The 15,401-nt window shown below is 72.0% G+C and carries 9 protein-coding genes; 2 read left to right on the forward strand and 7 right to left on the reverse strand.

Annotated features, from left to right (window positions below; translation table 11 throughout):
- Positions 1-2 precede the first annotated feature (2 nt).
- The 3 genes from recD to recC are packed head-to-tail and all read right to left on the reverse strand — an operon-like array spanning position 3 to position 9,744.
- The gene (gene recD, locus UN84_RS01560; protein ID WP_046079463.1) at positions 3-2,279 is read right to left on the reverse strand and encodes an exodeoxyribonuclease V subunit alpha; all 2,277 of its coding nucleotides are present in this window, start codon (positions 2,277-2,279) and stop codon (positions 3-5) included.
- Positions 2,276-6,127, reverse strand: coding sequence for an exodeoxyribonuclease V subunit beta (gene recB / locus UN84_RS01565; protein WP_046079462.1), 3,852 nt, complete (start codon positions 6,125-6,127; stop codon positions 2,276-2,278). The genes recD and recB overlap by 4 nt, the downstream gene beginning before the upstream one ends.
- On the reverse strand, positions 6,124-9,744 hold the full coding sequence (recC, locus tag UN84_RS01570; RefSeq protein WP_046079461.1) for an exodeoxyribonuclease V subunit gamma: 3,621 nt from the start codon (positions 9,742-9,744) through the stop codon (positions 6,124-6,126). The genes recB and recC overlap by 4 nt, the downstream gene beginning before the upstream one ends.
- Before the next feature lie 168 nt (positions 9,745-9,912).
- Here recC and UN84_RS01575 point away from each other — a divergent pair, with 168 nt between their 5' ends.
- Together UN84_RS01575 and UN84_RS01580 are read left to right on the forward strand one after the other, a co-directional pair.
- Complete coding sequence (locus UN84_RS01575; protein ID WP_046079460.1) at positions 9,913-10,242, forward strand: hypothetical protein; 330 nt, start codon at positions 9,913-9,915, stop codon at positions 10,240-10,242.
- Between the two features lie 16 nt (positions 10,243-10,258).
- On the forward strand, positions 10,259-10,759 hold the full coding sequence (locus tag UN84_RS01580; RefSeq protein WP_082090912.1) for a metallophosphoesterase family protein: 501 nt from the start codon (positions 10,259-10,261) through the stop codon (positions 10,757-10,759).
- Between the two features lie 28 nt (positions 10,760-10,787).
- Here UN84_RS01580 and UN84_RS01585 read toward each other — a convergent pair whose 3' ends face one another.
- The 4 genes from UN84_RS01585 to UN84_RS01600 all read right to left on the reverse strand — a co-directional run bounded on the left by UN84_RS01585 (position 10,788) and on the right by UN84_RS01600 (position 15,393).
- A complete protein-coding gene (locus UN84_RS01585) occupies positions 10,788-11,438 on the reverse strand; it encodes a LysE family translocator (protein ID WP_046079459.1) in 651 nt (216 codons plus the stop codon).
- A 116-nt stretch (positions 11,439-11,554) separates the two neighbouring features.
- Complete coding sequence (locus UN84_RS01590; RefSeq protein ID WP_046079458.1) at positions 11,555-12,355, reverse strand: AraC family transcriptional regulator; 801 nt, start codon at positions 12,353-12,355, stop codon at positions 11,555-11,557.
- Between the two features lie 150 nt (positions 12,356-12,505).
- Entirely contained in the window at positions 12,506-14,029 is a 1,524-nt protein-coding gene (locus UN84_RS01595) for a malonate--CoA ligase (protein WP_046079457.1), read from the reverse strand.
- Positions 14,026-15,393 (reverse strand): malonyl-CoA decarboxylase, encoded by a 1,368-nt coding sequence (locus tag UN84_RS01600; RefSeq protein WP_046079456.1) that lies wholly within the window; start codon positions 15,391-15,393, stop codon positions 14,026-14,028. Before UN84_RS01600 ends, UN84_RS01595 begins: the two co-directional genes overlap by 4 nt.
- Positions 15,394-15,401: the final 8 nt, after the last annotated feature.

The following is a 15,401-nucleotide window of genomic DNA, read 5'->3' on the forward strand; positions in this document are numbered from 1 at the left end:
GCTCATGCCTTCCCGGGCGCTCCCAGCCCACTCACCCGCATCACCCGCCGCTGCGCCGCGTCCAGCAGCTGGCCGCGGCCGGTTTCCACCAGCGTCAGCCAGTGGCGGGCGCGGGTGATGCCGGTGTAGACCAGCTCCCGGGTGAGGATGGGGTTCGGCGCGTCGGGCAGCACCAGGGCGGCGTGGGTGAACTCCGAGCCCTGGGACTTGTGCACCGTCATCGCGAACACCGTCTCCACCGATTGCAGGCGCGAGGGCAGCACCCACTTGATGCGATCGGTGCCGTCGCCGGCGGGGAAGGCTACTCGCAGCAGGCGGCGGCTGTCGGCAGGCGGATTGTTCGGGCGCTGTGAAGAGTGCATTGCATCCGGGCGCGGCATGTCCAGGGTGATGCCGATATCGCCGTTCATCAGCCCCAGGCCGTAGTCGTTCTTGGTCACCAGCACCGGGCGGCCGGGATACCAGCGCTGGCGGCCGTCCTGGCTGTCGATCAGCTTTTCCCGCTCCAGCGCCTGGCGCACTCGCTCGTTCAGGCCTTCCACGCCCCAGGGGCCGCGCCGCAGCGCGCACAGCAGCTGGAAGTCGCCGTGGGCCGCCAGCACCGCGCGGGCCCAGTCGTCGAATTCCTGCTGATCCGCGTCGTCGGCCGGGCGCCGCTCGGCCATAGTCGTGAGGAAATGGCGATAGCCCACCGGCGGCGCGGTGGCGGCGCGGGCGCCGGGCTGATGGCGAGCGAAGCGCTCCGGGCAGCCGGTCACGGCCAGGCGGGCCAGGCCGCGCTCGTCATCGGCGGCAAGCTTGTGGTGCGAGAGGTCGGCGAAGCCGGCGCTCAGGGCATCGCTGATGGCGCGGCGCTTGGAGTCGGGGTCGGCCTCGAGGTTGATCGCCGCGGCCAGCTGGCCGATGCCGCTGTCGGCGGTGAAGCGGTGGCTGACGCGCAGCATGGCGATGGCCTGATCGAGGGGCTGGCCGTCGGCGTCCCGCGTCTCCGCGGGCAGCGGCTGGCCGGTGGCCTCACTCAGCCACTCGGCGGTGGCCGGGGTGTAGTGGCCGCCCTCGGCCCGGGCGCACAGGTCGCCGAGCACCGATCCCGCCTCCACCGAGGCAAGCTGGTCCTTGTCGCCGAGCAGCACCAGCCGCGCCCGGGGCGGCAGCGCCTCGAGCATCGCGGCCATCATGCCCACGTCCACCATCGAGGCCTCGTCCACCACCAGCACGTCCAGCGGCAGCGGGTTGTGGCGGTCGTGGCGGAAGCGGCGGGTGTCGGGCCGCGAGCCCAATAACCTATGCAGCGTGCTGACGTCCTTGGGAATCATCTCGCGCAGCCGCTCGGGATCGTCGGCCAGGCCGTCGAGGTCGAGCCGCGCCACCTGTCCGGCGATGGACTCGTTGAGCCGCGCCGCGGCCTTGCCGGTGGGCGCGGCCAGGCGGATGCGCAGGGGCGGCGCACCGTCCTCTTCGCTTTTCTGGTCGTCGTGATTGCCCATGGCCAGCGCCTGGAGCAGGGCGAGCAGGCGCACCACAGTGGTGGTCTTTCCGGTGCCGGGGCCGCCGGTGATCACCGCGAAGCGCGAGCGGCCGGCCAGGGCGCAGGCGGCCTTCTGCCAGTCGATCGTCGCGGTCTGGGTGGCGCCATCCTGAGCGGCGGTCGCCTTCGGGTCTGGAAAAAGCGCGTCGAGAATCGGGCGCAGGCGAGCCGCGTCCGGCGCCTCGAAGGCCTCTGCGCCGTCACCGTCGGGGGAGGGCGCGTCCAGCCGCGCGAAAATCCGGCTGTGGATATCCTGCTCGTGCTGCCAGTAGCGGCGCAGGTAGAGCCGCGGGCGCGCGGCGGTGCCGGCGAGCACCAGCGGGGTGCTGCCGGGCCCCTCGGCGACGAGCTCGGGCTGGGCGAGGGCGGCGCGCCAGGCGTCGAGGTCCAGCGCGGCCATCACTCGGCTGGGCAGCGGCGGCGGGTCGTCCAGGCTGTCGCCTTCCGGCGGCAGCGAGAGCGCCAGGTCCGGGGTGGCCAGCGTCTGGGCCAGGTCCAGGCACACGTGGCCGCGGCCGAGCTGGTGGCTGGCGAGTGCGGCCGCCAGCAACAGCAGGGGTGAGGCCTCACTTACCCCGTTGGCCGCCGTCGCCTCACGATGCAGGAAGGCGGCGAAGGCGCGGTCCAGCGAGCGCAGCCAGCCGCGATCCACCCAGCGGTCGAGCAGGGCGAACAGCGCCGCGTGATCGCTCAGCGCATGTTCGGGCGCTTGTTCAGGCGCGGCGGCGTGGTTCGGGATATCCGGGGTCATGCGACGGCCTCCTCGGCGGCGCGGAACAGGGCATCGAGCGCGAGGATCAGCTCGCTCGGCGGGCGTTCGGTGTGCACGCCGCGGGAGGGCGCGCGGGTGCCGCGCAGGAAGACGTAGAGCGCCCCGCCCAGGTGGCGCTCGATGTCGTAGTCCGGCAGCCGGGCCTCGAGCAGCCGGTGCAGGGCCAGCAGGTAGAGGCAGTACTGCACGTCGTAGCGCTTCTCGAGCACGGCCTCGGCCATCGCCGCCTCGGTGTAGGCGGCGTCGTCAGCGCCCAGGTGGTTGGACTTCCAGTCGAGCACGTAGAAGCGCCCCTCGTGCTCCACCACCAGGTCGATGAAGCCCTTGAGCATGCCGTTGAGGGTGTCGGGCTCGAGCGCCGGCCGCGGCCGTCCGCCGAGTGTGTGAGCGCTTACGAGGGCGTCCATCTTGCGGGTGTTGACCCTGTGCGCGGCGAACCAGAATTCCAGCTCGATCCGGTAGTCGCGCGCGCCGTCCAGGGCATCGAGGCGCAGCGGTGCGGCCTCGCCATCGCCCGGCACCGGCACCGGCACCGGCACCGGCAGCGGCGTGGTCAGCAGCTCCGGCAGCCACTGTTCGAGGGCGGCGATCTGGCCCTCCCATCCGCGGCGGTTGGCGCGCCGGGCCAGGGTGTCGGCGCGCAGCTCGGCGTCCTCGGCCACCCGGGCGAAGCCTTCCTCGCCGGCCCATTCCAGCAGGCCGTGCAGGAAGGTGCCCGCCGAGGGCCCGCGGGGGAAGCGGTGAAGCGAGCCCTCGCTCACCGTGGCCGCGGCGGCATCGAAGGGCTCGTGGATCACCTCCATGGCGGTGGCCTCGTCGGCGGTGGTGGGCTCGGGCGACGGCTCGGCCTCGGCGGTGGCGTCGTCCGTGCCCAGGTCATCCGGCGTGGCGCCGGTGCGCAAGGCCGAGTAGCTGGCGATCCACCAGTGCTCGCGGATCGCCCGGGTGGGCGCGCGGGCCTCGCCCAGCGGCGCGTCGTCGCTGGCGAGCTCGACCGGCGTGGCATCGGCCTCGGGGGCGTCCTGCACCGCGACCTGTTTGTGGCGATCGCTGCTGTTCTCGTCGGCCAGCGCCTCTAGCGCCGGGCGCAGGTTGTCGGGCGAGAGCGCCTCGCCCCCCTTGAGCAGGTGGCCGACGGCGCTGCGCTCCATGGCCTCCAGCGGCGCCAGGCCGAGCCAGGTGGCGTGGCGGGCGCGGGTCAGGGCGACGTAGAGCTTGCGCAGGTCCTCGCCCAGGCGCTCGTGGTCGGCGCGGGCGAGTATCGCCTCGTCGGCGGAGAGCGTCAGGCGCAGGTGGCCGTCGTCGTCGTGCCAGCGCAGCGGCAGGTCGCCCTGCTTCACCGGGCGGAAGGCGGCGATGAAGGGCAGGAACACCAGCGGGTACTCCAGGCCCTTGGACTTGTGGATGGTGACCACCTGTACCAGGTCGGCGTCGCTCTCCAGGCGCAGGCGGTGGGTGTCGGACTGCGCCTGGGGATGCGCGCGGGACTCGGCGAGGAAGCGCAGCAGGGCGTGCTCGCCGTCGATCTCGGCGCTGGCCTCCTGCAGCAGCTCGCCGAGGTGCAGCAGGTCGGTGAGCCGCCGCTCGCCCTCGGGCACCGCCAGCAGCCGGCCGGGCACGGCGAAGTCGGCCAGCAGCCGGTGCAGCATGGGCAGCACGCCGCGGCGCTGCCACTGGCGGTGGTAGTCGCGGAACTGCATCACCCGCGCCTCCCAGGCCAGCTCGTCCTGCTGGGGGCCGCCGTTCAGGGCGTCGAGCTCGGCAAGCGAGAGCCCCAGGCTCGGCGTGGCGAGTGCGGCGCGCAGGCTGCGCTCGTCGTCCGGCGCGGCGCAGGCGGCGAGCCACCCCTCCAGCTCGGCGGCGGCCTCGGTCTCGAACACGCCCTCCTTGTCGGAGAGGTAGACGCTGCGGATGCCGCGGGCCAGCAGGGCGCCGCGAATGGCGCGGGCCTCGCTGGCGTTGTTGACCAGCACGGCGAGGTCCGACGGCGCCAGCGGCCGGAAGTCTCCCTCTTTCTGGAAACCGGTCTGCCCGGCCTGGCCCTCGCGCAGCAGGCTCGCCATCTCGGTGGCGCAGCGCGCGGCCAGCTCGGCCAGGTAGGCGCCCTTGGGCAGGGTGTCGTCGGTGGCCAGGTGCCAGAGCGTCAGCGCCGGCTGGGTGGCGCCGTGCCGGGTGAGTGAGTCCTTCCTGCCGTTGGCGTCTACCGGAGCGAAGGGCACTGGGTTGTCTTCGCCGCGGCGGAACAGGAAGGCCCCGGATTCGCTCTGCTCGGCGTGGGCGAACACCCGGTTCACGGCCTCGACCATGGGCGTGGCGGAGCGGAAGTTGGTGCCCAGCGTGACGTGGCGGCCGGCGGTGTCGCGCCGGGCCTGGAGGTAGGTATGGATATCGGCGCCGCGGAAGGCGTAGATCGCCTGCTTGGGATCGCCGATCAGCATTACTGCGCTGTCATCACGATTGTCTTCCAGCGCATAGACCCGGTCGAACAGCCGGTACTGCACCGGGTCGGTGTCCTGGAACTCGTCGACCAGCGCCACCGGGAACTGCTCGCGGATGCGCGCAGCCAGCGTCTCGCCGGCCTCGCCCGCGAAGGCGGCGTCCAGCCGGTGCAGCAGGTCGTCGGGGCCGAGCTCGGCGCGGCGGCGCTGCACGGTCTCGCGGCGCGCGGCCATCCAGTGCACGGCGTGGGCGAGCAGGTCGGCGAACGGGTCGGGCAGCTCGGCGAGCTTCTCCGGCAGCTCGGCCAGGGCCTCCAGCGCCGGCAGATTCGGCACGGGATCTTCCTTCCAGATCTCGGCGATGCCCTCGGGCGTCAGGCGCTTCCAGGCGGCGGGGGTGAGGTCGGGGCTCGCCAGCTCGGCGTCATGGGCCCAGTCACGCAGGGCGGCGAGCCAGTTGGCGCGGCTCCTGGCGTTGAGCTTCTGGCCGTTGAAGGCCTTGCGCTTGGCGGCGGCCTCGAGCAGTTCTTCCAGCTCGTCGAGCCAGGCCGGCCAGGGCGCCTTCAGCTCGGCCAACGCCGCGGCGCGCTGCTCGCGGTAGTTCGCGAGCGCCTCGAAAGGCGGCGGCGCCACGGGCAGGGCGGCGGCGTGGGTGCGCAGCCGGGCGGCGGTGTCGTTCAGGGCGTCCGGCGTGGTCCAGTAGCGGGCGACGATGGCCAGCGCCTCGGGGTCGAGGTCGTAGTAGAAGCTGCGCCAGTAGTCCCGGGCGATCTCCAGGTCCATCTCCGACTGGTCCAGCGCCATCTCCAGGGCGAACAGGCTGCCGCTGTCGAAGGCGTGCTCGCGCAGCATGCGGTGGCACCAGGAGTGGATGGTGGAAACCGCGGCCTCGTCCATCCACTCGGCGGCCAGCCGCAGCCGGCGGGCGCAGGTCGGCCAGCTCTCGCGCGGATAGCTGTCGCGCAGGGCGATCAGTGGGTCGCCTAACCCCCCCTTGGGGTCAGACCCCTCAGCGGACTTTGGGGTCTGACCCCAAGATTCGCTGAAGAGGTCGCCGGTCAGCGGGGCGTCGTCGGGAGCAGCCCCTTCATCGGTCTGGAAGGCGTCGGCGGCCTCCACCAGCCGGGCGCGGATGCGGTCGCGCAGCTCTTGGGTGGCGGCGTTGGTGAAGGTGACCACCAGGATCTCCGGCGGCGTCAGCGGCCGCGGGAAGCTGGCCGCGTCCTCGGCATCGCGCGGCCCGAGCACCAGCCGCAGGTAGAGCAGGGCGATGGTGAAGGTCTTGCCGGTGCCGGCGCTGGCCTCGATCAGCCGGCTGCCGGTGAGCGGCAGCGCCACGGGATCGAGCCGAGGCGTCTCGGCGACTTGCCTGTCTTCCGTCATCGTCATGCCTTGCCTCCCTGGCCCTTGCCGCCGTTCTTGCCGTTCTTTTTATCGCCGCCGCCCTTGGCCTTCACCGCGTCGTGAAGGGGCGCGTAGAGCGCCGCGGTCAGCTCGGTGAAGCGCCGCCCGGCGGCCTCATGGCGCACGAGATTTTCGAGGTCGCGCCACTGGCGGGCGAGGTACGGGTCGCGGCCCAGCTCGCCATGGTCGCCGTTGAAGCCGGTGCCATGGAAGGCGGTGACGGCGGCCTTCCAGGCCTTGTGATCGGCCTCCTCGGCCTTCTCCGCATCGCCGAAGACGCGGGCCAGGGCGCCGGGGTCGCCGCCCTTCTCGTGCCAGGCGAAGGCGGTGTCCCGGGCCAGCGGCAGCGGCGCGGTCATGCCGGCGCGCCAGGCGCGGGCGATGGCCTCCAGATGCGTGCGTGCGGTATCGGCGTCCAGAGGCGCCAGGGTGCCGCCGCCGGCGCGGGAGAGCAGCACCGTGGTCATGGGGCCGAGGGCGAGCTGGCCGGCCAGGTGGGCGACCCAGGGGGCCAACCAGTGCTTCCAGTGGTACTTGCCCTTGTTGATCAGGCTGCTGGTCATCAGCACCAGCCGGCAGCGCTCGCCGGCGGCGTTCTCGCGCAGGCCGTCCAGCCAGTCCTCGATGTGAAGGGGGGCGTCGTTCGTGGCGAGCTCCAGCGACACGGCGGCCGGCGTCTCCCAGGCGTGGGGCCAGGCCTCGAGCTGGTCGGCGTAGTCGCCGAGCAGGCCGTCCAGCGGCTCGACCAGGTGCTCGCGCATCAGCTCGGCGAAGCCGCCCATGGCGAGGCGGCCCTCGCGCTCCAGGCGTTCCAGGGTGTCGTGCACGGCGGGCATCGGCGGCTCGGCGGCATCGACGGCGCGGCGCCCGGCCTCGATCAGCGCCTGCTGGAGCTGCCAGTGGTCCAGGCCGTCCAGGGCGAAGGGCTCGTGGTCGTGGCTCTCCAGCGCCTCGCGCTCGAGGTAGACGCCGAGGCGGGTGGTGAAGAAGGCCTTCACCGGGTCCTTGAGGAAGCCACTGAGGCGCGGCAGCGTCAGCGCCGTGTCGAGCTCGATCGGCGGCAGCTCGCCGTCGACGGCGGCTTCCGGCGTCGGCCGGCCGGCGTGCACCGCCCGCCACTCGCGGGCATAGGTAAACAGCCGCTCGTCTTCCGAGAAGTAGGTTCGGCTAAAGGGTTGTAGCGGGTGCTCGGTGGTCAGGGCGTCGACCAGGGCCTGGCCGGCGGCGTCGTCCTCTTCCGCACCTGCCAGCGTCCAGCCGGTGGCCAGATGGTCGCGCAGCTGGCCGAGCAGCACCGAGGGCGGGCGCGGCTCGTTGTCGTGGATGCTGCGGCCGACCCAGCTGATCATCAGGCTGTCGCGGGCCGAGAGCAGCGCCTCGAGGAACAGGTAGCGGTCGTCCTCGCGGCGCGAGCGGTCGCCGGGGCGGTAGTCGTGGCCCATCAGGTCGATGTCCAGCGGGCGCTGTACCCGCGGATAGTCGCCGTCGTTCATGCCCAGCAGGCAGACGTGGCGGAACGGGATGGCGCGCATCGGCATCAGGGTGGCGACGTTCACCGCGCCGGCCAGGAAGCGCTGCGAGAGGCTGGCCTCGTCGAGCTGGCCGAGCCAGTGCTCGCGCACCACCGAGAGCGGCAGCGCCTCGGTCAGGCCGGCGTCCTCGGCGGTCTCCTGCCAGGTCTCCAGGCCTTCCTCCAGGCGGCTCAAGGTGGCGAGGTCGGCCTCGTCCTCGGCGGCGAAGCACTCGCCCAGCAGCCCGCGCAGGCGGCGGCACCAGGTGGGCACGTCGGCGGGCTCGGAGAGCGCGCGCCACTGGGCCTCGAGGGCGTCGAGCAGGTCCATCAGCGGGCCGGCCAGGGTGGCTTCCAGGCCGCCGATGTCACCAAAGGGCTCGATGTCGTGCCAGGGGCCGTCGGCGGTATCACCCACCGCGTAGCCGAGCAGCAGCCGGCGCAGGCCGAAGGCCCAGGTGTTGGCGGTGAGTCCACCGGGCAGGTCGAGCCGGGCGCGCTGCTCGGCGTCGAGCCCCCAGCGGATGCCGGCGCCCTCGATCCAGCGCCGCAGCACCGGCAGGGCGTCGGCGTCCAGGCCGAAGCGGGCGCGCAGGGCGGGCACTTCGAGCAGGTCGAGCAGGTCGCTGACCGTCAGCCGCGCCTCCGGCAGGTGCAGCAGCGCCTCCAGCGCCACCAGCAGCGGCTGGCGATGGCGGCTGGTCTGGTCGGAGAGCGTGAACGGAATGTGGCGCGGGTCGTCCGGCGGCAGGCGGCCGAACACCGCCTGCACGGCGGCGGCGTAGGTGTCGATGTCGGGCACCATCACCAGCACGTCGCGCGGGCGCAGCGTGGGGTCGGCTTCGAAGGCGGCCAGCAGCTGGTCGTGGAGGATCTCCACCTCGCGCAGGGCGCTGTGGGCGACGTGGAAGCGCAGGCTGCGATCAAGACCCGGGTCCACGGCAGGCCAGGTCTCGCGGGTCTCCTGGGGCGGGCGCAGCTCGAGCACGTCGTCCTGCAATTGTTGCAATAGTCCCGGCGCCTCGTCGTCGGCAGGCGAGTCGAACAGGTCGATGCGCATCGCCTCGGCGTCGAACAGCGCGCGGTAGGCGTCCTGGTCGTCGAACTCGTCGAGCAGGCGCAGGTAGTCGCGGCCCTGCTTGCCCCAGGCGGCCAGCAGCGGCTGGGCGTGGAGGTGCAACTGGGTGTCGTCGAGCGCCAGCGGCATGCCCGGGCGGTGGCGCTGGCGTCGGCGGGCGGCCCGCAGCAGGTCCTTGTGCTCGATGATGTCCGCCCAGTAGTGGCGGCAGGGGTTGTGCACGCACAGCAGCACCTGGGTGACCTTGGAGACGGCGGCCAGGGCCTCCAGCGTCTGGCGGGGCAGCGAGGAGATTCCGAACACCACCACCCGGCGCGGCAGGTCTTTCGGTCGCTTATCGGGGGTGAGCTCGCGGCAGGCCTCGAGGAAGCGGGTATGCACCCAGGCGCGGCTGGTGGCCAGGCCGTCCTCGCCGATGTCGTCGCGCAGCCGCCGCCACAGCGCCGGCTGCCAGCATTGGTCTTCGGCCAATGGCCGGGCCTGGCCGCGGGCGTCGATCAGCTCGTCGCGGCCCTCGGCCCAGGCGGAAAGCCAGTCGGCGCGATAGACCTGGTACTGGTCGAACAGGTCGGCCAGGCGCTCGGCCAGCTGGTGGCGCTTGCGGCGGTCCTCGTCGTCGGCCAGAAAGCGCGCCAGCGGGGCGAAGGTGGCGTCATCCAGGAGCTCCGGCAGCAGGCGCATCAGCCGCCAGATCAGGCGCGGCTTGTCGAGCGGCGAGGCTGGCGGCACCGCGTCTGCACCCAGCACCGCGCGGTAGGCCTGCCACAGGTAGCGCGCCGGCAGGGTGACGTCCATCGCCGCGGCGATGCCGGCGCCGGCGGGCGGATCGGCGGCCAGCGCCAGCTTCAGCCACTGGCTGATGCCGTTGCTCTGCACCAGGATCACCTCGTCCTCGAGCGGCCCCAGCGGGTGGTTGCGCAGCCACTCCACCGCCAGATCGCGCAGCGCCTCCAGGCGATTGCCGTGGATCACCATAAAGCCGGGCGTCAGTTCGGTCTGGGCGGTGGCGAGCATGGCGAATCCTTCGCGGCGATGAAACGGGCCTCAATGGTGCCGCAAAACGCCGGGGGCATGAAGCGGGCCGAGGGCCGGATGAACCTCCGCGGCGGGCACGAGTCGAGAAGGCGTGCCAGCCTTGCCTGGCAAGCCCCGAATACTCACCTGGCCGGGAGGCAACTTTTTATGAGCTCATCGACGCCGCTGACCACGCCGGACGGCCGCTATATCGTGGTTCGCGGCCGCCTGTGGCGATGCACGAATCCCGAGCTGCCCGAGTCGCAGCGTCAGGAGTGGGTGCAGCAACTGATGCGGGCCCGTCGAGGCGTGGCCCAGGCGAAACGTGCCGACGACCCGCAGGCCGAGCGCGAGGCTCGCGATCGGGTCGATGAGGCCAAGCGGGCGCTGGGCGAACGCGGGCCGGTGTGGTGGCGGGACGGCGCGCCGGACTACACCCAGTACAAGGTGCAGAACACGCCCTACGCCGATTGGTACGCGGAGCTGGAGACGACATGAGGAGGATGCCGTTCCCATGAAGGATGAGGCAGGGACCGAGCGCTTCGAGCTCGATGCCCCGATCGGCGTGATCGCCGACACCCACGGCACGCTGCGCGACGAGGCGCTGGCGATGCTCGAGGGCTGCGGGCTGATCCTGCATCTCGGCGACGTGGGCAGCCGCGACCGCGATGCGGCGATCCTCGAGCGGCTGGGCGAGCTGGCGCCGGTACTCGCCGTGCGCGGCAACGTCGACACCGCGGACTGGGCCGAGCGGCTGCCCTGGCATCGCGACCTCACGGTCAATGGCTGGCGGTTGCATCTGGTGCACGACATCGCCGACTTCGATGGTGCCACTGCCTGTGATGCCGCGCTGCACGGCCACTCCCACAAGGCGCGCAACGAATGGCGCGACGGTCGGCTGCTGTTCAACCCCGGTGGCGCGGGCCGGCGCCGCTTCACCCTGCCGCTGACCCTCGGCAAGCTGTGGGCCGACGCCTCGGCCCTGCGCGGCGCCATCCTGCATCTGCCGCTGTAGGCGCCCTAGGGCCGAGTCGCCGGGCCGGTCACGCGAACGCCAGCAGCCCGGGGGCGAGACGGGTGATGACGATGCCGAGCCCCAGCAGGATGAGCAGGGCGCCGGCCAGTCGCTCGATGTGCCGCAGGCCGTGACCGAAGCGCCGGATCAGCCTCGGGTGCCCCGCCAGATGGCCGACCAGCAGGTCCCAGCCGAGCACCGCGGCGACCATCCAGGCGGCGTAGAGGCCCTGCAGGCCGGTGGGCGTGTCCCGGGCATGCAGCACCGCGAACAGGCTGGCGTAGAACAGCGCGTTCTTGGGGTTCAGCAGCCCCGATGCCAGCCCGGCGAGCAGGGGGCCGGCCGCTGCGCTGGAGGGCGCCTTGGTCTCGCCGAGAGTGGCGGCGTCGAGCCGTGTCTCGCCCGCCTGGCGAAGGAACTGAAGGCCCATGAACAGCAGGAAGGCGGCGCCGGCCCACTGAACGGCGATGAAGGCGTCGGCTTCGGCATCGAGGGCCATCAGCCCGCCCATGGCCAGCAGGATGAACAGCGCGTTGGCCAGGCCGATGCCGAGGCTGACCAGCGCCGCCGGGCCGCGGCCCCGGGCCATGGCGTAGCGCAGGATCAGGAAGAAGTCCGGGCCGGGGCTGAGCAGGGCGAGGAAGTGAGCGCCGGCGACCAGCAGGAACTGTTGCAGCATGACGTTGGGCCTCTCCGGATGGCGGGGAGGACAGTCTGCGTCGTGCCGGCGCGGCGGTATTGAAGAAAAGTGCGGGGACGAGGGAGAGGGCGCTGATCAAGTAGCGCGCGGCGGGTTCAGGCGCCGCGATAGCGCCCCGGCGTGATCGCCACCCGGGCCTTGAAGGCGCGTTGGAAGTGGCCCTGGTCGGCGAAACCCAGCTCCTGGGCGAGATCGGCCAGCCCGGCGCCCTGACGCAGGCGGCGGCGGGCCTGCTGGATGCGCCGGTCGAGCAGCCAGGCGTGGGGCGTCAGGCCGGTGTCGCGGCGGAACAGCCGGATCACCTGATAGCGGCTCAGGCCGTGATCCCGGGCCAGCGCCTCGAGCGACGGCGGCCGCTCGAGGCGTTCCAGCAGGTGCCGCTGGAGGTCGGCCAGGGCGGACGAGTCCGCCTGGTGAACGGCCAGGGGCTCGCCGTGGCACCACAGGCGCCGGCCGAGGAATTCGATCAGCCCGGCCTCCTTGTCGGCCGCCGGGGCCGGGGAGAACAGCAGCGCATTGAGCTCACGGAAGGCCCGATAGGGCGCGGGGTCGCGGGCGATGAAGACCGTCGACGGCAGGGCGCGTTCGATGTCGCGTCCGGCCGCGGCCTCATCCAGCACGTCGCTCGCCCAGGCCGGGTCCAGATGCAGCATCTGATAGCTCCAGCGCCCTTCCGGCAGCGGATTGCAGTCATGCACGACGCCCGCCGGCACGCTGACCAGGCAGCCCGGCGTCAGGCGCTCGCGGCGATGCTGGCAGCGGAACCGGCTCTGGCCGCGGTCGACCACGCCGATCGACAGGGTGGGGTGGCTGTGGGGCCGGTAGCAGGCGCGGCTGTCGCTGGCCCGCCGACTCTCGACGAAGGGCAGCGCCGGGTCGTGCCAGAACTGGGTCATGGTCGGGCTCCCTGAGCGTGGCGGCCGAGTCGTCGGTAGGGTAGCACGGACCGGCGATCGCGACGGGATCTCGTCCGTCCCAACGACGACGGCACCGCCATGGCGGTGCCGTCGTGTTCGTGGTGGCCGGGTGTCGCCGGCGTCTAAAGCCTAGCGATAGGTGGCGTCGAAGCGCTGGCGAAGCTCGTTCTTCTGCACCTTGCCCATGGTGTTGCGCGGCAGGGCGTCGATGAAGAACACCCGCTTGGGCTGCTTGTACTTGGCCAGCCGGCCCTGCAGGTGGGCGATCACCTGGGCCTCGTCGAGCTTGGCGCCGGGCTGGCACACCACCGTCGCGGTGACGCCCTCGCCGAAGTCCGGGTGGGGCAGGCCGATCACGGCGGATTCCAGCACCTCGTCCATCTCGTCGATGACCTGCTCCACCTCCTTGGGATAGACGTTGTAGCCGCCGGAGATCACCAGGTCCTTGTCGCGGCCGACGATCTGCACGTAGCCGCGCTCGTCGCGGGTGACCAGGTCGCCGGTGATGAAGAAACCGTCCTCGAGCAGTTCCTCCTTGGTCTTCTCGGGCTTGCGCCAGTAGCCGACGAAGACGTTGGGGCCGCGCACCTGGAGCAGGCCGATCTCGCCGTCGGGGACTTCCTTGCCGCCGTCACGGTCGACGATGCGGATCTCCACCCCGGGCAGCGGCATGCCCACGGTGCCGGCGCGGCGGTCGCCGTCGTAGGGGTTGGAGAGGTTCATGTTGGTTTCGGTCATGCCGTAGCGCTCGAGGATGGCGTGGCCGGTCTTCTCGGCGAACAGCTCGTGGGTCTCGGCGGTCAGCGGCGCCGAGCCGGAGACGAACAGGCGCATGTTGGCGGTGACCTCGGGGGTGAGGCGCTCGTCGGCCACCAGCCGGGTGTAGAAGGTCGGCACGCCCATCATCACGGTGCCGCGGGGCAGCTCCTCGAAGATCACGTCGGCGTCGAACTTGGGCAGGAACAGCAGGCTGGAGCCGGCCATCAGGGTGACGTTGCAGGCCACGAACAGGCCGTGGGTGTGGAAGATCGGCAGGGCGTGGATCAGCCGGTCCTCGGGGGTGAAGCGCCAGGCCTCGACCAGCGCCGCGGCGTTGGAGCCGAGGTTGCGGTGGGTGAGCATGGCGCCCTTGGAGCGCCCGGTGGTGCCGGAGGTGTAGAGGATCGCCGCCAGGTCGTCGTCGGCGCGGGGCACGGCGTCATCGAAGGGCGTGGCGGCTGCGGCGCGCTCCATCAGCGAGCCGTCTGCGTCGCTGCCGAGGGTCTCGACCGCCGGGCAGCCGGTCTCGGCGGCCAGCGCGCGGGCTTCCTCGAGCACCGCCGGGCGGCACACGAACAGCGCCGGTTCGGCGTCGCTCAGGAAGTAGCGGATCTCATCAAAGGTGTAGCCGGTGTTGAGCGGCAGGTAGACCGCACCGGCGCGCAGCGTGGCCAGATAGAGCAGGATCGCCTCGGGGCTCTTGTCGACCTGCACCGCGACCCGGTCGCCGGGCGAGACGCCGAGCTCGACCAGGGCGCCGGCCAGCCGGGCGCTCTCGGCCAGGGCGTCGGCGTGGGAGTAGCGGCGGCCGTCGCGGGTGGTGATGAAGTCGGCGTCGCCACGGGCCTGCATGCGGGCGGCGAAGGTCTTGAACAGGTTGTTGTTATCGGTCATCTGGCGGTGTCTCCCTTGCCCTGCGCCTTGCGGGCCTTGCGCACGAGGTCCTTGACCTCGCCGGAACGGGCCACGGTGGCGTTGGCGGTGTAGTTCTCGTGATTGCGCTCGATGTCGTTGAGCACGTAGAGGTAGTTGACCATCAGCCCGGCGGCCTGCTCGAGGCCCTTGGCCGAGGTATCGCCGAGCCAGTTGATGCGGTGAAGCTCGGCGCCGTTGCCCAGGTGGAAGCGGGCCACCGGGTTGAGCGGCAGGCCCCTGGGGTTCTTCTCCTCGGCCAGGTAGCGGGCGGCCAGCGGTCGCACGATGGCCTTGAGCGCCTCGGCGCGCTCGGCGTCCTGGTGCCAGCCGGGCGCCTGGAGCTCGGCCAGCGCCTCGCGGGTGGATTCCGGCAGGGTGGTGTCGTCCCGGCGCTCGGCCAGCCACCGGGCGAAGCCCGGCACCGGCGAGAGCGTGACGAAGTGCTTGAGCTGCGGCAGTTCCTGCTTGAGCTCCTGCACCACCTGCTTGATCAGGAAGTTGCCGAACGAGATGCCGCGCAGCCCCGTCTGGCAGTTGCTGATGCCGAAGAAGGCGGCGCTGTCGGCGTCCTCGGGCTCCTCCACGTGGCCCGGCGCGCTGGTGTCGCCGGCCAGGATCGGCTGGATGCGGTCCGGCAGCCCCTTGCACAGCGCCACCTCGACGAAGATCAGCGGCTCGTCGCCGGTGGCCGGGTGGAAGAAGGCGAAGCAGCGGCGGTCGCGGGCGTCGAGCCGGCGGCGCAGGTCGTTCCAGTCCTGGATCTCGTGCACCGCCTCGTAGCGGATGATCTTCTCCAGGATCGAGGCCGGGGTGTTCCAGTCGATGCGCTTGAGCATCAGGAAGCCGCGGTTGAACCAGGAGCCGAACAGGTGGGCGAAGTCGGCGTCGATGGCTGCGAGCTCGGGATGCTCGCGGCGCAGGGCCAGCAGCTGCTCGCGCATGCGCACCAGCTGGTAGGTGCCGTCCGGGGCCAGGTTGAGGCGCCGGAACAGCTCCTGGCGCCTGGGCTCGCAGGCCTCGAACAGCGCCTCCAGCGAGGCGTTGTCGCGGCTCTCGCGATAGGCGGCGTAGGTGGCGTCGATGCGCTCGGGGTCGGCGGCGAACTCCTCGGCCAGGCGCATGAAGAAGTGCCTTCGCGGGTCGGCGTCGAGCCGGGCGTACATGGCCAGGGCGCGGCTGGCCAGGGCGATGCTCGAGGCCTCGCCGTCGCTCTCGAGCAGGCCGCGGCAGGCGTCGATCAGCGCGTCGGGGGTGGGGGCGGCGTCGCCCTCCGAGCGCTTCCAGCGCAGGGCGTCGCGCTGGGTGATGTTGTTGAGCAGTTCCTGAAGGAAGGTCATGTTCATGGCGTCGT

Source organism: Halomonas sp. HG01, assembly GCF_000968715.2.
GTDB classification, from domain to species: domain Bacteria; phylum Pseudomonadota; class Gammaproteobacteria; order Pseudomonadales; family Halomonadaceae; genus Halomonas; species Halomonas halophila.